Here is a 20,782-nt window from a genome sequence, read left to right as displayed (position 1 = left end):
ACACACCGATGTCGGTCGGTCGCCCGCGACGGTTCAACGCAGCGCGCGCAGGGTGACGGCGGTGACCGCGCCGTACGCCAGGTGCGGCACCACGTCGGTGATCCAGTCGGTGGCCGACCAGGTCCGGGGATCGGTGAGCCGCAGCACGGTCAGCGGGCCGTTGGAGCCGATCATCGCCAGACCGGTCAGCGCCAGGACGGACACGCCCAGCGGCAGCCGGCGGCCACCCGCCGCCGCGTAACCCGCCGCGGCGGCCACCGAGGTGGCATAGCCGAGCAGCGGCCCGAGCCCGGACCGGCGGTTGGCGGCCGTGCGCTGGTCACCGAGGTCGACGTGGGCCAGATCGGCCAGCCGGCCGGCGCTGTCCTCGGCGGCGCTGCTGGCCGGCCGGGCCCGCAGCGCCATGTCGAGGTAGGTGACGGCGTTGAGGGCGGACGCGCCGGCCGCACCGGCGATCAGGGCTCTGCTGGTGGGCGTCATCCGCCCCGCCTACCCGCCTGCGGGACGCTGACACCCACCCGACCGGTGACCGTCAGGAGACCGCCGTGGTCACCAGGTCCCGGACCCGCTTCTCCACCTCCGGGGTCCACGTCCGCAGGGCGTACGACACCGGCCACAGGTCACCCTCGTCGAGGTTGGCCGACTCCTGGAAGCCGAGGGTGCAGTACCGGTAGTTGAACTTGCCGGCGTCCTGGAAGAACACGACGATCTTGCCGTCCTCGTTCGCGTACGCCGGCATCCCGTACCAGGTCTTCGGCGACAGCTGCGGGGCCGCCGTGGTGACCGTCAGGTGCACCCGTTCGGCGAGCGTCCGGTCCGCCGGGGCCATCTGGGCGATCCGGTCCAGCACCGCCTGCATGCCGTCAGCCTTCTTGGCGCCCTTGCGCCCCTCGGCCCGCAACTCGGCGGCGCGTTCCCGCATGGCGGCGCGCTCCTCGGCGGTGAAACCGTCGCCGGCCTCCCCGGTGGTGTCGCCGTCGGACGCGGTGGTCGCTTTCTTCGTGGACACGCGGGCTCCCTCTCTCGCCGTTCGGGCGCGGCATCCTGCCGGCCACCTGGGTAAAGGCTATGGCCCCGCCGGGTCGCCGGCTTCTCGATTCCTGACCGGTCGCACCCGGCGGGGCCACCGGTCACAGGTCCTCGATCCGGTGGGTGGTGGAGCCGTCGGGGCGGTGCACGACCACCGTGATGCTGCCGATCTCGCCGCCCTCCGGCCCCGGCCACCACGCCGCCCACCATCCGCCCCCGGTGCTGGTCCGGATGGTCCTGCCGTCGGCGAGCACCAGGTCGACGCCGGTGACCGACGGGCCGACCAGACCCACGGCGTTGGAGTACTGGTCGTGGCCGGAACCGACCGAACTGCGCGTCTCGAGGTTGACGGTGCCGGCGGCGGGGGGCGGCAGGGGGCCGTCCGCCAACGTCATCGCGGTCGGCTGGCCGTCGTCCACGCTCATGCACTCGATCACGCCCGAGCCGCGCCGCTGGATGAGCAGGGTGGCCACCCCCCGCCGCTCGGCCAGGAGCACGTCGGAGGGGCCGACCGGTGCCGCCGGCTCGCTGCCCACCCCGCTCCCGGCGCACCGGCGGGCCTGCGGGAGGACCTGCTCGCCGGTGAGCGCGCCGGGCACCGGGGTCCACGAGGCGAAGGCCCGGTCCATCGGCCCCGGCAGCAGCGCGGGCACGGTGACCGCGCCCACCACCGCGACCGCCCCGGTGGCGACCAGGCCGACCACCCCACGCCTGGTCACCAGGCGTCGTGCCGGCGCGGGGCGGTCGGCTGCCCGGTCCGCGACGATCCGGTCGACGACCGAGGTGGCCCGTTCCCACTCGGCCGGGGTCGGCTGCACCCCACGTGCCGGGTCCAACACGGAGAGGCGTTCCAGGTCCGTCATGACTGCTGCTCCTTGAAGACGGTGAGGGTGTGTGGGCGGGCGGCGGGCGGTTCCAGCGCGGCCCGGAGGCGTTCCCGGGCCCGGCCCAACCGCATGGCGAACGTCGACCGGCGGCAGCCCAGCACGGTGGCGGCCTGTGCGGCGGTCAGCCCGTCGAACGCCACCAGCGCCAGCACCTCCCGGTCGGCCGGTCGCAGGCCGCGCCAGGCCCGGTCGAGGTCGATCCGGGCGGCGGCGTCGACCATGTCGTCCCCGTACGCCGGCCCGTCCGCCGCCACCAGCCGGACGTCCAGGGCCCGTCGGCGCAGCCAGCCCCGGGTCTGGTTCGCCATCGTGCGGCGGGCCACCGCGAACAGCCACGGACGGGCGTCGTCGGGGAGGTCGTCGAATCGTCGCCAGGCGGTGAGGAAGACCGTCGAGACGACGTCCTCCGCCTCGCTGGGCGGGACCCGCCGCTGCACGAACCGCAGCAGGTCCGGGTACGTCGCGGCGTGCAGGGAGCGGAAGCGTCGCTCCCGTACGCCGTCATCAGCACTGCTCATGTGCGCCTTTCGGTCGGTCGTTGCACCCCCTACCTGTCCGGCGGCACCCCCACTGTCACACCCGGTCCGGCACCGAACCGGCCGTGGACAGGCCGCCGTCGATGCGTCTAAGGTCACGGCATCCTCCGCCCGTGCACCCCGACGAGGAGCGCCATGGGTTTCCCGGTATCCCTCGACGAGCTGCTCGGCGACGAGGTACGACGCGACCCCTACCCGTACTACGCCCGGCTGCACGAGCTGGGGGAGGCGGTCGCACTCGCCCCGACGGCACCGCACGCCGTGGTGGTCCACGGGTACGCCGCCGCCCAGCGGGTGCTGCGTGATCCGGTCTTCCGGGTGCTCGACGCGCGGTACCTGGACCGCGCCGGCGTCCGCTGGCGCGACCACGCGGTGCTGCGGACCCTGCAGGCCAGCATGTTCAACGCCCCGGCCGAGGACCACGCGCGGGTGCGTCACCTGTTCGGCCAGGCGTTGACCGCCCGCCGGGTCGCCGCCCTGGAACCGGCGATCGCGCGGATCACCGACGACCTGCTCGACGGGCTCGCCGAGGCGGGCGCGGACGGCCGGCCGGTGGACTTCATGGCGGCGTTCGCCCTGCCGCTGCCCAGCGCCGTCGTCGGCGAGCTGCTCGGGGTGCCGCCCTCCGACCGGGCCTGGTTCCCGTCCCGGGTGCGGGCGTTCGACGCGGTGCTGGAGATCGGGCCGCGTTCGTTCCGGGAGATCCGGGCCGCCAACCGGGCCGCCGAGGAGCTGACCGGGTACTTCACCACGCTGCTCGCCGCCCGTCGGGCTGAACCCCGCGACGACCTCGTCTCGGCGTTGGCCAGCCTGCGCGCCGACCGCCCCGACCAGCTCTCCGAGGCCGAGCTGCTGGCCAACCTGATCGTCACGTACAACGCGGGGTTCCGGACCACCGCCAACCTGTTCGGCAGCGGGCTGACCCTGCTCCTGGCGCGGCCCGCCGCGCTGGCCGCGTTGCGCGCCGACCCGTCCCTCGCCCCGGCGTACGTCGAGGAGATCCTGCGGTACGAGCCGCCGGTGCACTTCGCGGTGCGCTACGCCGCCGAGGACACCGAGGTCGCCGGGGTCGACGTCCCCCGTGGACGGACGGCGCTGGTGCTGACCGGTGCGGCCAACCGGGACCCGCGACGGTTTCCCGATCCGGACACGTTCGACCCGTCCCGGGCGGACAACCGGCACCTGGCGTTCAGCGCCGGGCCGCACTACTGCGTCGGTGCGGCACTGGGTCGGACGGAGGGGCGGATCGCGCTGCCCCGGCTACTCGACCGGTTCCCGGCGCTGGCGCTCGCCGCGACCCCCGGCGAGCCACGGCAGCTCATGTTGCGGGGGCACGACCAACTCGCGGTGCGGGTCGGCGAGCCGGCGGCCGATCGGCCGGACGGCACCGCCCGGGTGGACCTTGCGCAACGGGCTTGATTGAGTAAGGTCGATCAAAACGGAGCGGCTGCTCCGGTGACCAGCGCGGCGACGGCCCCGCCGACGTCGCACCTGGTCCCGGCCGCGTCCCCGGCCACTGCCACGCCTCCCGTGTCCCACCGGCGGCCGGGTCCGCCGACGCCGACCTCCGGAAAGGAAACCACGACCATGACCGACGAGATCCGCGCGTTCCTCTTCGCCGCGTTGACCGAGATGAAGTACGACATCGAGGGCGCCGACGACGACACGGTGTTCGGTCCGGCCGGTCTCGACGTCGACTCGCTCGGCCTCGCCGAACTGGCCGTACGGGTGGAGGACCGGTTCGGGGTGACCTTCGACGACGACGAGGCCGAGGCGCTGGCGATGATGACCGTCGGCGAGTTCTGCCGCACGGTGGCCGCCCGCGTCGAGCCCGCCTCGGCACACTGACCGTGCCCGCCGCGCCGCCCCGGAGGCGGTCTGTGAAGCGTTCGGGGCAGCGGCGCGAGGGGGGACGCGCATGCGTGCCGGCGTGACGGTGACCGGGATCGGGCTGGTCAGCCCGGTCGGCAGTACCGCCGCCGAGGTGTTCGACGCGGTCTGCGCGGGCCGGTCCGGCCTGACCCGGCCCCCCGAGGGACACCCGGTGCACGGCGTCGTCGACGTCGCCGCCTTCAGCCCGGACATCGACCCGGCCAGCGTGCTGCCCGGTCCCGAGTCCCGGGTGGTGGACCGCGCGGTCGTGATGGCGCTGCGGGCGGCCGGTGACGCCTTGGCCGACGCCGGAGTCGAGGTGGGCCGGGACGTCGACCCGTACCGGGTGGCCGTGATCGTCTCCGGCGTCGGTGGCCTGTCCACCCTGGCGAGCCAGGTCCTCGCGCGGGCCGAGCGGGGCCGGTTCGGGGTCAGCCCGTACATGCTGCCCGGCACCCTGCCCAACATGGGCGCGGCACGGATCGCCATCAGGCACGGCATCCGGGGCTACACCTCGTCGATCGGCACCGCCTGCGCGTCCGGGGCCCAGTCGATCGGGGAGGCGCTGCGCATCCTGCGCGCCGACGAGGCCGACCTGGTGCTCTGCGGGTCCAGCGAGGCGCCGCTCTTCCCGACCTTCGCCGACGCGTTCGGCAACGCCCGCGCGCTCGCCCACGGCTGGTCGGACCCGACGGAGGCGAGCCGCCCGTTCGACAGGAGGCGCAACGGCCTCGTCCTCGGCGAGGGGGCCGGGGTGTTCGTCCTGGAACGCACCGCGCACGCGGTGGCGCGCGGCGCCCGGAGGTACGCCGACCTGCTCGGGTGGGGCGCGAACAACGACGCCTACCACCCGACCACCCCCCGCCCCGACGGGTCCGGTGCGGCGCACTGCATGCGTACGGCGCTGCGCGACGCCGGCCTGGGCCCCGACGACGTCGGCTACCTCAACGCCCACGGCACCAGTACCAAGGCCGGTGACGCGGCCGAGGTGGCCGCCCTGCGGGACGTCTTCGGCGCGGCGGGTCCGCCGGTCAGCTCCACCAAGGGGGTCACCGGGCACGTGCTCGGCGTCTCCGGGGTGATCGAGGCGGCGATCGGCGTCGAGGCGCTGCGTCGCGGCCTGCTCCCGCCGACCCACAACCTCGACGATCCCGACCCGGGCGACGATCTCGACCACATCCGCAAGCAGCCGCGTGCGGCCGCCGTGACCACGGTGATGTCCAACTCGTTCGGCTTCGGCGGCCACAACGTCAGCCTGCTGCTCGGCCCGCCCGGGGCGTGACCCGCCGCGTCCCGGGACGATTCCGGCTGCCCCTCGGGGTGTCAGCGGACGGTGAGCACCGACGCCCCGTCGTGCCGGGCGACGGTGACGGCGAAGTGCTGGTCCAGCATGTCGGCCACGTAGTCGAGGTCGGCCACGAGGGGCACCGGCAGCATCGTCCGCTGGTCGACCGGGGCGTGGGTGCAGACCAGCTCGATCCGGTCGGCCTTGAGCAGCCCCCGGGTCAGGAACGCCGGCAGATCCTCGGGCAGCAGGAACCGCCACAGGTCGACGTTGACGATCACGTCGAGCGCGCCGGCCTTGAACTGCTGGAGCACCGTGCCGAGCAGGTGCGCGTTGGTCGGCCCGGCCGGCGCGTCGTGGTCGAAGGTCTGCGAGTCGGGGCCCAGCTCCAGGGTGGACACCCCGTTGCCGATCACCAGGGCCGTGCGGCTGGCCAGTTCCGTGCGCAACGTGTCGGGCAGCGCCTCCGGCCGCCCCAGCCCCGCCCGCCGGTACGCCTCGATGGCCTGACCGTAGAGTCGGATGCGGCCCAGGTGCCGGCCGAACGTGTTGATCGCGTACAGCACCTCGACGTCGTAGCGCAGGTGCTTACGCAGCAGGTACTTCATGTTGTCCATCGAGGCGAGCCCGTTGGACGTCTTACGGAAGTGCGGCAGGTGGTACGACGTCGCCTCGACGTCCAGCTCGAACACGTCGGGCCGGCCCCCGTGCAGGTGGAAGATCCGGTAGAAGAACTCCAGGTCCTCGAATCCCCACTTGACCATCGCCTCGTCGAAGCCGGCCACCCGCAGGAACGACTCCCGGTCGACCGAGGCGTTGTGGGTCAGGCCGAGCACCCAGGGTGCGCTGGGGAAGTCGCGGATGCGCTGCGGGTGGGCGATGTCCTCCAGCCGTGGGTCGCCGCGCTCGGCGTCCAGCAGCTCCGGGTCGACGGGTTCGCCCCGGCGCACCGCGTCCGCACCGGCCCAGTCGAGGTCGTAACGCTGACCGAGCAGGACCCCGGGCCGGCCGCCGCGTGCGTCGTGATGATGGCGGTGCCGGGCGAGCAGGGTGGGGTGGGCGACCGTGTCGGCGTCCAGGAACAGCAGGACGTCGGCCTGGGCACGGGCCGCCGCCGCGTTGCGGTTGGCGCTGCGGCCCCGGTTGGTCTCGCTGCGTACGCAGGCGATCCGCAGCCGGTCGGCGTAGCGTTCGACGACCGGGGTCAACGGGACGGCCGACCCGTCGTCGCCGACGATGACCTCGAACTCCTGCGCCGGGAGGGTCTGCCGGGTCAGCGACGCGACAGTCGTGTCGAGCGCGACGGCGTTGTTGTGGGCGGGGATCACCACGCTCAGGCGGGGCCGGTCCATGGAACTCCTTCGGAAGATACCGGCCGGGCCCCCGTCGCGGGCCGTCAGCGGGGGGTGCAGTGCTGGGTGATGTAGTCGGCCAGGTCGCCGACCGTGGTCATCCGGTCCTCGTCGAGATCCTCGACGTCGATCTGGATCTCCAGCTCGTCCTCGATCTCGAGCAGCAGCTCCAGCGCGAGGGAGGAGCTGAGGCCCAGCTCGTCCATCAGCTGCGTGCCGACGGTGACCGGGGCCTCCGGTCGGAGCATCCGGGTCAGCAGCGCGACCATCGTGTCGACGACCTGCCCGCGCAGCTGCGGCGCGGTGGTCGTGTCGGGCTCTGTCACTGGACCCCACGCTCCAACATGGAGCCCATCAGAGCAAACGTGATCGGCGGGTGTCAACGGCTGTCGCGATCTTCAGCCGACCGGTCGCGGAACCGCTCCGGACGGCCCGTCGAGGCCGTGGAACGACGCCGTGTCGTAGGGCGCCTCGCCGGTCAGGGCCACCGCGACCCGGTAGCCGGCCGGGGTCGCGACGTCGGTGACCCGGTGTACGCCCGGCGGGTCGCCGCACGCCACCACGTCCCCCCGGTGCACCGGCAGTGCCAGGTACGGCCAGAGCCGTTCCCCGGCCGCCTTGACCACCGCCTCCTTGCGGGCCCACAGCCGGGCGAACCGGTCGGCCCGGCCGGCGACGTCCGACCCCGAGGCGACGTGCCGGGCCTCCCCGGCGGCGAAGAACCGGGCGGCCAGCGCCACCGGATCCCGTTCCGGCGTCACGTGCTGGATGTCGACCCCCACCGGCCGCCCGCCGCCCACCGCCACCGCGACCAGGTCGGCGGAGTACGACAGGCTGGTCTGCGGCCCGCCCCGGGGCTCGGTCAACGTCGGCTTGCCGTACCGGCCCCGCCGCCAGGCGAGCCGTTCGGGTGCGACGCCCAGGGCCGCGCCCACCAGCAGACGTAGCGCCCCGTGCGCCACGGTGAACCGGTCCCGGGCGGCGGCCGGGCCGAGCGCCGCCGCCCGGCTGCGTTCGTCGGCGGTGAGCACCGCGTCGTACCGGGCCAGCTCGGCCGGACCGGGTCGGGCCGGTAGGATCCAGATCCGGACGGTGTCCCGCATGGGCCGTACCCTAGCCCCGTCGGCGCCGCCCGGCGGGCGGCACGATCTGCGGCGTTGACACGTGCCGATCTCCGTTGCTCTGATTGACCGATGTTCGCGCAGACCGCCGAGGCGCAGGTGCTCGTCCCGTTCGCCGGCCCGGGGGCCGGGACCGCGCCGCTGACCTGGGGTCAACTGGCGATCATGCAGGACATGCGGGAGACCGGGTGGACGCACAACGTCAGCGGCGCGCACCCGGTGCCGGCCGGGGTCACCGTGGAGCAGGTCGCGGCGCAGCTCGGTGACCTGATGAGCCGGCACCCGGCGCTGCGGATGCGGTTGGGCACCGACGACCGCGGCGAGCCCTGCCAGGTGGTCGCCGCCGACGGGGAGATCGCCCTGGACGTGCTGGACGTCCCCGACGACGCCGACCCGGCCGACGTGGCGAAGTTCGCCTACGAGCTGGGCCACGCCCGGCTGCTGGCCCCCTACGACCTCTACCGGGACTGGTCGGTGCGGATGGCGGTGATCCGGCACCGGGGCGCGCTGGTGCACCGGGTGCTGACCCTCGACCACCTGGTCGTCGACGGCACCGCGACCGCCCTGGTGATGGCCGACCTCGGGCTGGTCGACCTGACGGCCCGGCGTGCGCCCGACCCGCGTACGGTGCAGCTGCTCGACCTCGGCCGGCGCGAGCGCACCCCACCGCTGCGCCGGGTGAGCGACCGGGCGGTCCGCCACTGGGAGGCACACCTGCGCGACCTGCCGCCCTCGACCTTCGGCGAGGTCACCAACCCGGCCGGGCGGCACGGCCGGCGGTTCTGGCACGGCCGGTTCAGCTCACCGGCGGCCTTCCTGGCGGTACAGGCCATCGCCCGACGCACCCGGACGGACACCTCCCGGGTGCTGCTGGCGGTGATCGCCGTGGCGGTGGGCCGGGCCACCGGGGTCAGCCCGTTGACCGCCAAACTCATCGTCGGCAACCGGTTCCGGCCGGGGTTCGCCGAGGCGATCGCCCCGCTGAGCCAGAACGGGGTGCTCACCGTCGACGCCACCGACACCACGGTGGACGAGGTGGTGACCCGGGCCCGTCGCGCCTCCGTCGCCGCCGGCATGTACGCCTACTACGACCCGGTGCAGCTCGCCGAGGCCGGCGCCCGGCTCGACGAGGAGCGCGGCTACCCGGCCCGGGTGACCCTCCGGATCAACGACCGGCGGGTGGTGACCCGGCAGGCAGCGGAGGACGCGGCCCGCGCCGCCGAGGTGACCCCGGAGCAGATCCGCCGCCGGGCGGGCGAGACGTTCCTGGTCTGGGACGGCACCCTCGACCACCTGCCCGAGCAGGCGTTCATCACCGTGGAGGACCAGCCGGACACGATCTTCCTCCAGGTGATCTTCGACCTGGGCTGCTTCACCGAGGCCCAGGCCGAGGCGCTGCTGCGCGGGGTGGAGGAGGTGGCCGTCGAGGCGGCGTTCGACCCGACGGCACCGACCCGGGTCAGCGGCTGACCCGTCGCGTGACGGTCACCGGGCGTCGTACCACCCGGTGACCGCCGCCGCGACGGTCACCGGTCCACGGCCCGGGGGAGGGTCACCGTTCGACCCGGTCCCAGGTCACCGGCAGCGCCTCCAGGCTGCGTACCACCAGGCCGGGCTTGAACCGCAGCTCCTCCTCGGGCACGGCCAGCCGCAGGCCGGGCAGCCGGCGCAGCAGCGCACCGAGGGCCTCCTGCAACTCCATCCGGGCCAGCGCCGCGCCGAGGCAGTGGTGCGGGCCGGCCCCGAACGCCAGGTGCGGATTGTCGGCCCGGGTCAGGTCGAGGGTGTCCGCCCCGGCGAACACCGACGCGTCCCGGTTGGCCGAGGCGATCGCCGGCAGCACCGGGGTGCCCGCCGGCAGGCACACCCCGCCCAGTTCCACCTCCTCGGTGGTGACCCGGGGCAGCAGCACCCCGTTGTCGCCGAGCTGGATGAAGCGGGACAGCTCCTCCACCGCGCGGGCCACCGCGACCGGGTCGTCACCGCGCAGGCCGGCGAGCTGCTCGGGGTGCCGGGCCAGCACCAGTAGGAACAGGTTGAGCTGGTTGGTGGTGGTCTCGTGGCCGCCGACGAAGATGCCGGCGGTCACCGAGACGAGTTCCCGTTCGGTGAGGTCGTCGTGCTCGTCCCAGGCCTTGATCAGGGCACTCATCAGGTCGTCGCCCGGCTCGCGGCGACGCGCGACGATCATCTCGCCGAACGCGTCGAGGGCGGCCTGCGGGGCCGCCGGGTCGGCGTCCCAGTCGCCGACGAGCGCGTCGGACCACTCGCGTACCCGGTCCTGGTCCTGCTCCGCGATGCCGAACAGCTTGCTGATCACGTAGATCGGCAGCGGCGCGGACAGGTGGGGGATCAGGTCGGCCGGTGGGCCCGCCGCCACCAGGTCGTCGATCATCCGGTCGACGAGCGCGGCCACCGTCGGGCGCAGCGCCTCCACCCGGCGGACGGTGAACGCGTGCGACACCGCCCGGCGCATCGTGGTGTGCCGGGGCGGGTCCATTCCGATCAGCGAGTCCTCGGCCAGCGAGCCCAGCTCCCGGGTCGGCCGGTCCGGCCCGGCCGCGGCGGCCCGGCTGAACCGCTGGTCGGTGAAGACCCGGCGGACGTCCGCGTGCCGGGTGGCCAGGTAGGCCTTGCCGCCGTCGGGCAGCGCGATCGGCGCCACCGGGCAGGTCTCCCGCAGCCGGGTGTAGTCAGGTGACGGGTGGTAGATCGTCGGAGCCGGAGCGAGCGGGTACGGAATGGGCTCTTGCGTCATCTGCGACTCCTAGGGTGGTCTGACGGTGGATCAGCTCCGGGTGCCCGCGGCGAGGGCCACCAGCGCCGGCACCACCTCGGCGGGGGCGGGCATCGCCCGGACCCGGTCCCGCATCAGCGCGGCGGCGGCGCGCCGGGGGCCGTCGGCGATCAGCTCGCCGACCAGCCCGCGCAGCGTGTCGTCGTCGTCGGCCCGGCCACCGGGCAGCCAGGTGCCGGCACCGGTGACGGCCAGCCGCTCGGCGTTGAAGTGCTGATCGCTGACCTGGGGCAGGACGAGCTGCGGCACCCCGAGGCCGAGCGCCGTCATCGTGGTTCCCGCGCCGCCCTGCTGCACCAGCGCGGCGCAGGTCGGCAGCACCAGCCGCAGGGCCAGCGGGCTGTCGACCAGCCGGACGTTGCCCGGCAGCGGGCGCAGCGCCGCCTGCTGGGCCGGCTCGACCAGCACGACGACCTCCACGTCCAGCCCGGCCACCGCCCGCACGACCCGGGGGAGGTCCAGCCGGTCGTCGAGCCCGGCACCGGCCATCATGGTGCCCGCCGTCACGCAGACCCGGGGCCGGTCCGGCGGGCGGTGCAGCCAGGGCGGCAGCACGGCCGGGCCGTTGTACGGCACGTACCGGACCGGCCGGGTCGGGCCGGTCGCCGGCACCTGCATCGGGGGCGGCACCGGGTCGAGGGTCAGCGCCCCGGCCAGGTCCACGTCGGCGGCGGCCAGCCCGAACCGGCCGGCCAGCGGGCCGAGTACCGGCTCCGGGTCGAGCCGGAGGGTGACCGAGGAGTCCGGCCCCCACAGGTGCCGCACCCCGGGCACGCCCAGCGCGGCGGCGGCCACCGCGGCGGCGAGGTTGAACGGCTCCCAGACCATCAGGTCCGGCCGCCAGGAGTGGCCGAAACCGACCAGGTCGTCGAGGAGGGCGTCGGCGAACCGGACCACGCCGCCGTCGGCGGTGATCGCCGGTTCGACCGTGTCGTCGGGGGTGTCGTCCGGCTCGTCGGTGGCCCGGTCCAGGGCGCCCACCGCGCCGATCCGGCCGGCGAAGGCGGTGGCGAAGTCGACGTCCGCACCCAACGGCACCGCCGCCAGCCCGGCCGAGGTGATCGCCGGCACCAGCGCCGGATGGCTGGCCACCCGCACCTCGTGGCCGGCGGCCTGCAGGGCCCAACCGAGCGGCACCAGGCCGTAGAAATGCGACCGCCAGCCCCACGTCGACAACAGAATCCGCAAAGCCGCAGTCAAGTCCGACCCATCCGCGCGTACCACCCGGCAGTCCTGGTGCACCGATGCTAGGCGATGGGTGTCCGCACCCGGAAGATCGTCGCGGTGACCAATGGATATTGACGCCGGCCGTACCGATGACCGAGTCTTACCGGTGCCCGATGTGGACCGCCGACCGACAGGTGGGTAGCTCGCCATGACCGTCGTCTCGGAGCTGCGGGACTACCCCTTCGCGCCGTTCACCGGCGACCTGCCCACCGAACTGCTGGACATGGTGGTGTCCGAGCCGGTGAGCCGGGTGCGGCTGCCCGACGGGCGGCCCGCCTGGCTGGTGCTCGGCTACCACGACTGCTGCACGGTGCTGGCCGACCCCCGGTTCTCCCGGCTGCCGCTGGGCGCGACCGGGACACCCGACGGCGGCGGACCCCGCGAGTTGAACATGGACGGTCCGGCGCACGCGGTCGTCCGCCGGGTGGCCAGCCGGGCCTTCACCGCCCGCCGCATCGACACCTTCCGCCCCCGGGTACGCCGGCTGGTCGACGCGTTGATCGACGACCTGCTGGCCGGTCCCCGCCCCGCCGACCTGGTCGCCGCGCTGGTGGCGCCGCTGCCGGTCCACGTGGTCTGCGACGTGCTGGGGGTGCCGGTGGCCGACCGGCCCCGGTTCTACGGCTGGATCGAGGGCCTGAACTCGGTCACCGCGTACGGGTCCGCCGACGCCGCCGCCGCGCAGGCGGAACTGCGGGCGTACCTGGCCGGGCAGTTGGCGGGCAAGCGGGCGACCCCCGGCGACGACCTGCTCTCGGCCTGGGTGCTGGGCCGCGACGCGCACGAGCTCGACGACGCGGAGCTGGTGGAGTTGGCGATGGGGGTACTGCTCGGCGGGCTGGAGATCAACTCCACCAGTGCCGGGTTGCGCGCGCTGTTCCAGCACCCCGAGCAGTTGGCGAAGCTGCGGGCCGACCCGGGCAAGCTCTCCTCGGCCACCGACGAGATCCTCCGGTACACGTCGGTGAGCAGCATGTTCCGGGTCCAGGTGGTCCGCGAGGACCTCACCCTGGGCGGGGTGGCGATGCGCGCCGGGGACTGCGTGATGGCGATCCCGTGGGCCGGCAACCGCGACCCGCGCGTCTTCCCCGACCCCAACGTGTTCGACATCGACCGGGCACCGGCCGCACCGCACCTCACCTTCGGTTTCGGGCCGCACTTCTGCCTGGGTACCGCGCTGGGCCGGATGCAGGTGGAGCTGTCCATCGGCGAGCTGCTGCGGCGGCTGCCGGGGCTGGCCCCAGCGGTGCCGCTCGACGGGATCCCCTGGCGGCACGACCGGATGAACGGCGGCATCGCGTCGTTCCCGGTCACCTGGTGAGGCCGCCCCGGTCACCGGCCGGCGGTGGCCACCCGCAGGCGCTGGCGGTCAGTAACTCTCCACCGCGTTGACCCGGTCGGGCCAGTAGCGCTGGCCGGGCGCGGCGACGTAGTGCTCCCACCGGGGCGCGTCGCCGGTCGGGTGGTCGCCGAGCACGGTGATCCGCTGCCCGCGCCGCACGCCCGCGTAGTCGTTGATCGCGTAGTGCTGGGTGACCCGGTTGTCCCAGATCGCGACGTCACCCACCCGCCAGCGGTACCGGCAGGTGAACTGGGGGCCCTCGGAGAAGGCGAACAGGTACTCCAGCAGCGCGTCGCTCTCGTTGCGGCTCAACTGCGGGATGTGCGAGGTGAACAGCCGGTTGACGTACAGCGAGCGGCGGCCGGTCTCGGGGTGCACCCGGACCACCGGGTGTTCGGCCCGGCTGGTGAACTCGGTGCCGATCCGGATGACGTGGATGGCGGTCAACCCGTCGAGCAGGTCCCGCATCGGGGCGGAGAGCGCCTCGTACACCTTGCACTGGTTGGTCCACATGGTGTCGCCGCCGGTCTCGGGCAGCTGCACCAGGTGCAGGATCGAGGCGATCGGCGGGCTCTGGTGGAAGGTCATGTCGGTGTGCCAGACGTCCACCTTGCCGCCGTCCTCGGAGTCGATCAGGACGATCTCCGGGTGCCCCGCCAGCCGGGGCAGGTACGGGTGCAGCTCGACCTCGCCGAAACGCCGGCCGAAGGCGATGTGCGCCTGCGGCGTCAGCGCGGTCTGCCCGGCGACGAAGACCACCTGGTGCGCGAGCAGCAGCCGGTGCAGGTGGGCGAATCCCTCGTCGGTCAGGGTGTTCAGGTCGATGCCGTGGACCTCGGCGCCCAGGGCGCCCGCGACGAGCCGTACCTGCGGCACGAGGGACGTGGTCATCGGTGCTTCCTCCGGTCTGGGCACCCGGGCCCGTCGGCGCATTGTTCCACGCCGGTGAATGGGATCTCCACCGTTGATATTGACGCCGTCGCGCCGTCCCTGGGAGCATTCGGGCCGGCGGAGGCCACGGCCATCGTGGACGCGCGGCGCGACGGGGGGCTGTCCCGGTGACGATCGAGACCTCGACCGATGACGATCCGGCGGCCCGGCTCGGCCGGCTGACCGACCTGGCCACCCCGTTCGCCGTACGCACGGCGGTCACCCTGCGGGTGCCGGAGCGGATCGCGGCCGGCGTGACCGGCCTGGACAAGCTGGCCGCCGCCTGCGACGCCGACCCGGACGCGCTCGGCCGGCTGCTGCGCTACCTGGTCCACCGGGGTGTGTTCGTGGAGACCGCGCCCGACGTGTTCGCGCTGACCGACGTCGGCGAGCTGCTCTGTGAGCGCGACGGCGGCGGCCACGGCGGCTACCTCGACCTCGACGGTCTCGGGGCGCGGATGGACCTCGCCTACACGGGGCTGCCGCACGCGGTGCGCACCGGCGGACCGGGCTACCAGGCGGTGCACGGGCGGGACTTCTGGGCCGACCTCGACGCGCACCCGTCCTACCGGGCCTACTTCGACGCGCTGATGCTCAGCCAGCAGCGATTCACCGCGCCGCAGGTGGCGGCGCTCTACCCGTGGCAGCGGGTGGGCCACGTGACCGACGTCGCCGGGGGTGCCGGCGGGCTGCTGCGGGAGCTGCTGACGACCCACCCGCACCTGCGGGGCACCCTGGTCGACCGCGACGAGCCGGTGGCGACGGCGACCGCGACGTTCGCCGCGCACGGGCTGACCGACCGGGTCGACGCCGTGGTCGGGGACTTCTTCGCCGAGCTGCCGGCCGGGGCTGACGTGTACGTGGTGTCCCGGGCGTTGACCGACTGGAGCGACAGGCACGCGACGGCGATCCTGCGCCGGTGCGCCGAGGCGGCCGGGCGCACCGGTCGGGTGCTGGTGGTGGAGGTGCTGCCGACCGACCCGTACGTGCCGCACCGCTCGCCGTACGACCTGCAGATGCTGGTGCTGGTGGGCGGCCGCGAGCGGGGGGTGGCCGAGCACGTGGCGCTCGCGGCGGCGGCGGGTCTGAAGCCGGTCGGGACCTACCGCGGCACCGGGGGACTGACGCTGTTGGAGTTCGCTGTGGACGCCTGATCCGCCGACGGGTGATCCGACGTTCGTACCTGTTTTCGCGGTGCCGTGTGACGCACGGTAAGCAGTTCAGCGGATTTCTCTGGCATCGACCGATTTGCCGGTGAATAGGTCCGTGACATTCGTGTTTCTCCATAGCGAGCGCAGTTTTCCGAAGGTTGTTCATGGACGGACCGGCAGGTAACGTCTCGCGTGCCGGCTGGGCCGAGCCTTTGCGAAAGGGTCGACACGCTATGACGGTTACTGGTTTCACGCGATATCCGCCCTTCATCGACGACCTTGCCCGCAGTGAATCGGGGCGGCTGCTGCACGCGGAACTCGGACGCCGGTGGCCGGAGTCGACCGACCCGTTGGTCGGCATCGCCCGCTACGCCCTTCTACCGGCGGGCAAACTGCTCCGTCCGATGATGACGCTGCACGCGGCGGAGGCGGTGGGCGGTTCGCCGGCCGACGTCCTGCCGGCCGCGCTGGGGATGGAGTACCTGCACGTCGCGACGCTCGTGCACGACGACATCATCGACGCCGACACGCTGCGTCGGGGTCGCCCGGCGGTGCCTGTCGCCTTCGGTATCCCCAACGCCATCGTGGTGGGCGACCACCTCATCTTCACGGCCTTCCAGTCCATTGTGGAGTCCGGGGCCGCCGTGCCGGCCGGGCACGTCGCCGCCGCCGTCGCGGCCCTGGCCGAGGCCGGCCGGGACCTGTGCCGGGGGCAGATGCTCGAAACGCAGCTCGTCGGCGACCTCGACGAGGGCGCCCGCAGCTACGCCGAGATGATCCGGCTCAAGACCGGCGGGCTGTTCCGCGCCGTGTGCCACGTCGGCGCGCTGCTCGGCGGGGCCGAACCGCAGGTCGCCGCCGCACTGGCCCGCTACGGCGAGCACCTCGGCGTCGCCTTCCAGATCCGCGACGACCTGCTGTCCTACGTGGCCACCCCGGAACAGACCGGCAAGCCGGCCACCAGCGACCTCAACAACGGCCGGCCCACCCTGCCGCTGCTGCTCGCCTACGACGCCGCCACCGACGCCGGCCGGGTGGAACTGATGGCGGTGCTGCACCGGCGCGGGGCCGGCCCCGGGGACGTCGAGTGGGTCGCCGGCCTGCTCGCCGAGGTCGACGCGGTACGCAGCGCCCGCCGGCAGATGGTGGAGCACGCCGAGCGGGCACTGGCCGAGCTGGCCGGGCTCGCCCCGTCCCCCAGCGCCACCGTGCTCGCCGGCATCGCGCACTGGATGACGAGCGAGACGGCGTGAGCGCCGCCGGCGCGGTACGGGCGCTGCGGGCCCACGTCGAGACCTGGCGGCCCTACACCCTGTGGTACGTCGGGCTGGTCGGCCTCGCCGGTGCGGCCCTGGCCGACGGGCCGTACCACCCGTGGCTGCTGCTGTCGGCCTGGGCCGCCCCGACCGCCGGCTGGCTCGGCGGCCACTACCTCGGCGACTACTTCGACCGGGACCTCGACGCCGGCAGCAAACCGCACCGCCCGATCCCGTCCGGCCGGCTGGCCGCCCGGACGGCGCTGTGGTGCGGCTGTGCCTGCTTCGCCGTCCTCGCGTTGCTGGCGGTGCTCGGCGGCTGGGGCACCATCTCGGCGGCCGTGCTCGCCGGGTTCGGCATCGTCGCCTACAGCCGCTGGTGCAAGGCGCGCGGCATCGCCGGCAACCTGGTCCGGGGCGCGCTCGGCGCGATCGCGCTTCTCTACGGCACGCTGACCGTCGGGCTGTCCCCGCAACGGCCGTCGGCGGTGCCGGTGCTGCTCGCCTCGATGCTCGCGTTCTGGGCCCACGACACGATGTCCAACCTGGTCGGTGCACTGCGCGACATGGACGGTGACCGGGCCGGCGGCTACCGCACCCTGCCGGTCCGCCGGGGCGCCCCGTTCGCGGTGCGTACGGTGCTGGCCCTCTACGCCGGCACCGTCACCGCCGCGCTGGTCGCCGGGCTGCTGGCAGACCCGGCCCGACGGGCCGGCTACCTGGCGACGCTTGCCGTCGTGGTGGCACTGGGGGGCGTCGCCCTGGCCCCGCTCGTCGCGCACCGCGCCGACATGCCCGTGCTGGTGGCGTTGCGGGCGCACGCCGTCCTGGTGGTCGAGCGGGTGGTGCTGGCCTCGGCCCTGGTCGGGCTGGGGCTCGGGATCGGCCCGCAACTGCTGCTGGCGGTGCCGATGGTCGCCCTGACCTGGTGGGCGCAGCGGATGATGCGCGCCGGGCACGAACTCGGCACCGGACGACCCGCGCTGGCGCTGGCCACCCCCCGTCGAGCCGCCATGGAGGACGTGTCATGACCGCTGTGCCCACCGAGGCCCTCGACCGGGCCATCACCCGCGGCGCGGAGGCGCTGCTGCGCCGGCAGCGTCCCGACGGGGTCTTCGGCGACGACCCGCCGGCCTCGGTGCTCGGCACCGCCGGCACGGTGGCCGCCCTGCACGCCGCCGACCCGGTGGGCAGCGCCGACCTCGTCGACGCCGGCACCGGATGGCTGCGCCGGCAGCAGCACGACGACGGCGGCTGGGGCGGCGTGGTGGGGGCCGACAGCGAGGTCGTCGCCACCGCTGTCGCGGTCGCCGCGCTGGCCCTGACCGCACCCGGGGCCAGCGCCGAGGCGATCGCCGCCGGGCGGGCCCGGCTGGCCGCGATGGGGGGTGTCGACACGGTCACCGACCCGGCCATCTCACTGCTCTGCCGGCAACTGCTCACCATGGCCGGGCTGACCGCCGAGGCGGGCCCGCTGCGCCGGCTGCCGCTGGAGATCGTCCTGTTCGACCGGGTCCGCCGCCAGCGCCTGTCGTTCCGTACCGCGCCGTTCATCGGGTTGGCCCTGATGCAGGCAGATCTGCTGCCCACCGGCCGGCTGCGCCGGGCCACCCTGCGGCGGGCCCGTCCGGCGGCGCTGCGGCTGCTGCGCGCGATCTACGACCACGAGGGCCGCACCGGCGCGTTGAGCGAGGACCCGTGGCCCGCCGCCCTGGTCCTGCTCGGCCTGGCCCGCGCAGGCGAGGCCCCCGACATCGCCACCGCCGTGGTGGGCTGGCTGCGCCGCGCGGTGCGTCCCGACGGCGCCTGGGACGCGGTGGCCAACCTCGACCTGACCCGCTCCGGGTACGCGGTGACCGGGCTGATCGCCGCCGGGTACGCCGCCGACCCCCGGCTACGCCCCACCCGCGAGTTCTTCCACGCCACCCAGAAGCCGACCGCGTTCACGGTGCTGGACGTGCCACCGGGCGGGTGGAGCTACTCCAACGTGGGCGGCTGGCCGGTGACGCTGGAGTCCGCCGAGATCCTGTCGGCGCTCGCCGGCTATCCCGACGCCGACACCGACCCGGTGCTGCGCGGCGGCGTGGACTGGCTCGTCGGCCGGCAGGACAGCCGGGGCTCGTGGAGCCTGTGGGTGCGCGACACCAAGCTCGCCAACGACGGCCCCTGCCCCGCCATCACCAGCCAGGCGGTGCTCGCCCTGCACGACGCGGGGCACCCCGACGACCACCCGGCGGTCGCCGCCGGGGCGGCCTGGCTGCTGACCGCCGCGCGCCCCGACGGCAGCTACGAGAACCTCTGGTACCGCGACCACACCTCCGGCACGGCGGTGGTGGTGGCGGCGCTGTCCCGGGTCGGCCACGCCCGGCACGACGTGGTCCGGCGGGCGGTGCGCTGGCTGCGCGACACCCAACTGCCCGACGGGTCGTGGGGGCCGGGCGACGGCACCGCCGGGTCGGTCGAGGAGACCGGCTGGGCCGTGCAGGGGCTGCTGGCAAGCGGTGACCCGGAGGCCGCCGACGCGGTCGACCGGGGGGTCTCCTGGCTGCTCGCCGCCGCCGGGCCCGACGGTGGCTGGCCGGCCACCCGGGTCTGCAACTACATCCGCCACCACCTGCGCTACCCCAACGCGGTGATCACCCAGGCGGTGGCGCTGCGGGCGCTCGGTGAGTACCGGCGTACGGTCGCCGGCCGGGCGGGCGTCACACCCGGTGCGGTCGCCCGATGAGCGCCGACGTCGTCGTGGTCGGTGCCGGGGCCGGCGGTCTCGCCGCCGCCCGCGCGCTCGGCGCGCGGGGGCTGCGGGTGCTGGTGCTCGACCGGCAACGCACCCCCGCGTCGATCGCCAAGGGCGAGATCCTGCAACCCGAGACGGTACGCATCCTGGACGGCTGGGGCGTGCTCGACGCCCTGCGGGCCACCGGCGCGTGCCCGGTCGACCGGCTGGCCATCCGTGACCCGCAGGGCCGTCCGCTGCTCGCCCTCGACTACGGCACCCTGCCCGGCGGGTACCGGCAGATCCTCTGCGCCGACTACGGCGATCTGCGTGCCGTGCTCGCCGACGGGCTGCCCGCCGGCGTCGAGATCCGGTGGGGGCAGCGGGTCACCGGCCCGCTGCGCGCCGCCGACGGCCGGGTCACCGGGGTCCGGGTCACCGGCGGCGACGGCGAGCAGGAGATCCGGGCGGCGCTGGTGGTCGCCGCCGACGGGATGTCCTCGCCGCTGCGTAAGGCCGTCGGCATCGACGTCGAGCGGCGGGAGTACCCGCACGGCCTGGTCGCCTTCGACGTGCCCGGGGTCCAGGTGGCCGACGAGGTGTCGGCCTACCGCACCGAGCGGGGCCTGTGCCTGGTCTACCCGCTGCCCGGCGGGCGGTGCCGGGTCTACGTCCAGGTGACCCCGGACGAGTTCCGGGGCCGCAGCGCCGCCGACCTGGCCGACTGGTGCGACCGGCTGCTCGCCGGGGTGCCGGCCATCCGGCCGCTGGGTGCGGCCCTGCGGGCGAACCTGCACCGGCGGCAGCTCCTCGCCGTCTACCGGCTCCGGGCGGCACGGTTGACCGTGCCCGGGCTGGCCCTGCTCGGGGAGGCCGCCCACGCGGTGCACCCGATGGCGGCGCAGGGCGTGAACAGCTCCCTCGCCGACGCCGAGACCCTCGCGTCCGGCCTCGCCGCCGGTGGGGGCCTGGACGACGCGGCCGTGGACCGGGCGCTGCGGGACTTCGACGCCGCCCGCCGGCCCCAGCTCGACCACGTCGCCACGGTCAGCCACAACGCCGCCCGCATGATCACCAGCGTGTCGGGGCTGCCCCGGCTGCTCGGGGCGCGGATGATGCGGCGCACCGCGGCCAATCCCCGGCTGCTCGGGCTCACCGCCGGCAACCTGTCCGGCACGAACGTCCGACCGCTGTCCCTGGTCGACCGGATGTACCAGCTCGGGCTGCTCACCGACCGGCACGCCCAGCCACCTGTTTCCGCCGGCCCCGCGACGAAGTGAG

Annotated in this window: 20 protein-coding genes; 10 read left to right on the top strand and 10 right to left on the bottom strand. The window is 74.5% G+C overall.

Going from position 1 to position 20,782, the window contains the following annotated elements:
- Nucleotides 1–33: 33 nt before the first annotated feature.
- From JQX11_RS29535 to JQX11_RS29520, 4 genes are all read right to left on the bottom strand, one after another.
- On the bottom strand, nucleotides 34–480 hold the full coding sequence (locus JQX11_RS29535; protein WP_204928200.1) for a hypothetical protein: 447 nt from the start codon (nucleotides 478–480) through the stop codon (nucleotides 34–36).
- 52 nt (nucleotides 481–532) lie between these two features.
- Nucleotides 533–1,009, bottom strand: coding sequence for an iron chaperone (locus JQX11_RS29530; RefSeq protein ID WP_372444651.1), 477 nt, complete (start codon nucleotides 1,007–1,009; stop codon nucleotides 533–535).
- A gap of 121 nt (nucleotides 1,010–1,130) precedes the next feature.
- A complete protein-coding gene (locus JQX11_RS29525; RefSeq protein WP_204928199.1) occupies nucleotides 1,131–1,892 on the bottom strand; it encodes a hypothetical protein in 762 nt (253 codons plus the stop codon).
- A complete protein-coding gene (locus JQX11_RS29520) occupies nucleotides 1,889–2,434 on the bottom strand; it encodes an RNA polymerase sigma factor (protein ID WP_204928198.1) in 546 nt (181 codons plus the stop codon). Before JQX11_RS29520 ends, JQX11_RS29525 begins: the two co-directional genes overlap by 4 nt.
- Nucleotides 2,435–2,587: 153 nt before the next feature.
- On the opposite strand from JQX11_RS29520, the gene JQX11_RS29515 reads away from it, so the two are divergent.
- The 3 genes from JQX11_RS29515 to JQX11_RS29505 all read left to right on the top strand — a co-directional run bounded on the left by JQX11_RS29515 (nucleotide 2,588) and on the right by JQX11_RS29505 (nucleotide 5,606).
- On the top strand, nucleotides 2,588–3,871 hold the full coding sequence (locus JQX11_RS29515; protein WP_204928197.1) for a cytochrome P450: 1,284 nt from the start codon (nucleotides 2,588–2,590) through the stop codon (nucleotides 3,869–3,871).
- 168 nt (nucleotides 3,872–4,039) lie between these two features.
- Nucleotides 4,040–4,300 carry an acyl carrier protein gene (locus JQX11_RS29510; protein ID WP_204928196.1) on the top strand — a complete coding sequence of 87 codons (261 nt, stop codon included), beginning with the start codon at nucleotides 4,040–4,042 and terminating at the stop codon, nucleotides 4,298–4,300.
- A 70-nt stretch (nucleotides 4,301–4,370) separates the two neighbouring features.
- Nucleotides 4,371–5,606, top strand: coding sequence for a beta-ketoacyl-[acyl-carrier-protein] synthase family protein (locus tag JQX11_RS29505; protein WP_204928195.1), 1,236 nt, complete (start codon nucleotides 4,371–4,373; stop codon nucleotides 5,604–5,606).
- Between the two features lie 41 nt (nucleotides 5,607–5,647).
- On the opposite strand, the gene JQX11_RS29500 is transcribed toward JQX11_RS29505, so the two are convergent.
- The 3 genes from JQX11_RS29500 to JQX11_RS29490 form a co-directional block, all read right to left on the bottom strand.
- Nucleotides 5,648–6,961: a glycosyltransferase family 2 protein gene (locus JQX11_RS29500; RefSeq protein ID WP_204928194.1), complete on the bottom strand. Its 1,314-nt coding sequence runs from the start codon at nucleotides 6,959–6,961 to the stop codon at nucleotides 5,648–5,650.
- Between the two features lie 44 nt (nucleotides 6,962–7,005).
- Nucleotides 7,006–7,287, bottom strand: a complete 282-nt coding sequence (locus JQX11_RS29495; protein ID WP_281899330.1) for a phosphopantetheine-binding protein — start codon at nucleotides 7,285–7,287, stop codon at nucleotides 7,006–7,008.
- Nucleotides 7,288–7,359: 72 nt separating this feature from the next.
- On the bottom strand, nucleotides 7,360–8,064 hold the full coding sequence (locus JQX11_RS29490) for a 4'-phosphopantetheinyl transferase family protein (RefSeq protein ID WP_204928193.1): 705 nt from the start codon (nucleotides 8,062–8,064) through the stop codon (nucleotides 7,360–7,362).
- Nucleotides 8,065–8,154: 90 nt separating this feature from the next.
- On the opposite strand from JQX11_RS29490, the gene JQX11_RS29485 reads away from it, so the two are divergent.
- On the top strand, nucleotides 8,155–9,552 hold the full coding sequence (locus JQX11_RS29485; RefSeq protein ID WP_204928192.1) for a condensation domain-containing protein: 1,398 nt from the start codon (nucleotides 8,155–8,157) through the stop codon (nucleotides 9,550–9,552).
- Between the two features lie 82 nt (nucleotides 9,553–9,634).
- Here the strand turns inward: JQX11_RS29485 and JQX11_RS29480 are convergent, their stop codons facing one another.
- Together JQX11_RS29480 and JQX11_RS29475 are read right to left on the bottom strand one after the other, a co-directional pair.
- Entirely contained in the window at nucleotides 9,635–10,840 is a 1,206-nt protein-coding gene (locus JQX11_RS29480) for a cytochrome P450 (protein ID WP_204928191.1), read from the bottom strand.
- Between the two features lie 30 nt (nucleotides 10,841–10,870).
- On the bottom strand, nucleotides 10,871–12,067 hold the full coding sequence (locus JQX11_RS29475) for a nucleotide disphospho-sugar-binding domain-containing protein (RefSeq protein ID WP_204928190.1): 1,197 nt from the start codon (nucleotides 12,065–12,067) through the stop codon (nucleotides 10,871–10,873).
- A 187-nt stretch (nucleotides 12,068–12,254) separates the two neighbouring features.
- Here JQX11_RS29475 and JQX11_RS29470 point away from each other — a divergent pair, with 187 nt between their 5' ends.
- The gene (locus tag JQX11_RS29470; RefSeq protein ID WP_232378836.1) at nucleotides 12,255–13,427 is read left to right on the top strand and encodes a cytochrome P450; all 1,173 of its coding nucleotides are present in this window, start codon (nucleotides 12,255–12,257) and stop codon (nucleotides 13,425–13,427) included.
- Nucleotides 13,428–13,475: 48 nt separating this feature from the next.
- On the opposite strand, the gene JQX11_RS29465 is transcribed toward JQX11_RS29470, so the two are convergent.
- Nucleotides 13,476–14,339 (bottom strand): TauD/TfdA dioxygenase family protein, encoded by an 864-nt coding sequence (locus JQX11_RS29465; RefSeq protein WP_204928189.1) that lies wholly within the window; start codon nucleotides 14,337–14,339, stop codon nucleotides 13,476–13,478.
- A 167-nt stretch (nucleotides 14,340–14,506) separates the two neighbouring features.
- On the opposite strand from JQX11_RS29465, the gene JQX11_RS29460 reads away from it, so the two are divergent.
- From JQX11_RS29460 to JQX11_RS29440, 5 genes are all read left to right on the top strand, one after another.
- Entirely contained in the window at nucleotides 14,507–15,532 is a 1,026-nt protein-coding gene (locus JQX11_RS29460; protein ID WP_204928188.1) for a methyltransferase, read from the top strand.
- A gap of 230 nt (nucleotides 15,533–15,762) precedes the next feature.
- Entirely contained in the window at nucleotides 15,763–16,782 is a 1,020-nt protein-coding gene (locus JQX11_RS29455; protein ID WP_204928187.1) for a polyprenyl synthetase family protein, read from the top strand.
- On the top strand, nucleotides 16,779–17,816 hold the full coding sequence (locus JQX11_RS29450) for a UbiA family prenyltransferase (RefSeq protein WP_204928186.1): 1,038 nt from the start codon (nucleotides 16,779–16,781) through the stop codon (nucleotides 17,814–17,816). The genes JQX11_RS29455 and JQX11_RS29450 overlap by 4 nt, the downstream gene beginning before the upstream one ends.
- On the top strand, nucleotides 17,813–19,513 hold the full coding sequence (locus JQX11_RS29445) for a prenyltransferase/squalene oxidase repeat-containing protein (RefSeq protein WP_204928185.1): 1,701 nt from the start codon (nucleotides 17,813–17,815) through the stop codon (nucleotides 19,511–19,513). The genes JQX11_RS29450 and JQX11_RS29445 overlap by 4 nt, the downstream gene beginning before the upstream one ends.
- The gene (locus tag JQX11_RS29440; protein WP_204928184.1) at nucleotides 19,510–20,781 is read left to right on the top strand and encodes an FAD-dependent oxidoreductase; all 1,272 of its coding nucleotides are present in this window, start codon (nucleotides 19,510–19,512) and stop codon (nucleotides 20,779–20,781) included. Before JQX11_RS29445 ends, JQX11_RS29440 begins: the two co-directional genes overlap by 4 nt.
- Nucleotide 20,782: the final 1 nt, after the last annotated feature.

It is taken from the genome of Micromonospora humida, from assembly GCF_016901255.1.
GTDB classification, from domain to species: Bacteria; Actinomycetota; Actinomycetes; order Mycobacteriales; family Micromonosporaceae; genus Micromonospora; species Micromonospora wenchangensis.
The sequence above is the reverse complement of the archived record's forward strand: the minus strand, read 5'-3'. Positions and strand labels throughout refer to the sequence as shown.

Coding starts and splice junctions, on each gene's coding strand:
- JQX11_RS29535 (WP_204928200.1), bottom strand. CDS start 480: ATGACGCCCACCAGCAGAGCCCTGATCGCCGGTGCGGCCGGCGCGTCC.
- JQX11_RS29525 (WP_204928199.1), bottom strand. CDS start 1,892: ATGACGGACCTGGAACGCCTCTCCGTGTTGGACCCGGCACGTGGGGTG.
- JQX11_RS29520 (WP_204928198.1), bottom strand. CDS start 2,434: ATGAGCAGTGCTGATGACGGCGTACGGGAGCGACGCTTCCGCTCCCTG.
- JQX11_RS29515 (WP_204928197.1), top strand. CDS start 2,588: ATGGGTTTCCCGGTATCCCTCGACGAGCTGCTCGGCGACGAGGTACGA.
- JQX11_RS29510 (WP_204928196.1), top strand. CDS start 4,040: ATGACCGACGAGATCCGCGCGTTCCTCTTCGCCGCGTTGACCGAGATG.
- JQX11_RS29505 (WP_204928195.1), top strand. CDS start 4,371: ATGCGTGCCGGCGTGACGGTGACCGGGATCGGGCTGGTCAGCCCGGTC.
- JQX11_RS29500 (WP_204928194.1), bottom strand. CDS start 6,961: ATGGACCGGCCCCGCCTGAGCGTGGTGATCCCCGCCCACAACAACGCC.
- JQX11_RS29490 (WP_204928193.1), bottom strand. CDS start 8,064: ATGCGGGACACCGTCCGGATCTGGATCCTACCGGCCCGACCCGGTCCG.
- JQX11_RS29485 (WP_204928192.1), top strand. CDS start 8,155: ATGTTCGCGCAGACCGCCGAGGCGCAGGTGCTCGTCCCGTTCGCCGGC.
- JQX11_RS29480 (WP_204928191.1), bottom strand. CDS start 10,840: ATGACGCAAGAGCCCATTCCGTACCCGCTCGCTCCGGCTCCGACGATC.
- JQX11_RS29470 (WP_232378836.1), top strand. CDS start 12,255: ATGACCGTCGTCTCGGAGCTGCGGGACTACCCCTTCGCGCCGTTCACC.
- JQX11_RS29465 (WP_204928189.1), bottom strand. CDS start 14,339: ATGACCACGTCCCTCGTGCCGCAGGTACGGCTCGTCGCGGGCGCCCTG.
- JQX11_RS29455 (WP_204928187.1), top strand. CDS start 15,763: ATGACGGTTACTGGTTTCACGCGATATCCGCCCTTCATCGACGACCTT.
- JQX11_RS29445 (WP_204928185.1), top strand. CDS start 17,813: ATGACCGCTGTGCCCACCGAGGCCCTCGACCGGGCCATCACCCGCGGC.
- JQX11_RS29440 (WP_204928184.1), top strand. CDS start 19,510: ATGAGCGCCGACGTCGTCGTGGTCGGTGCCGGGGCCGGCGGTCTCGCC.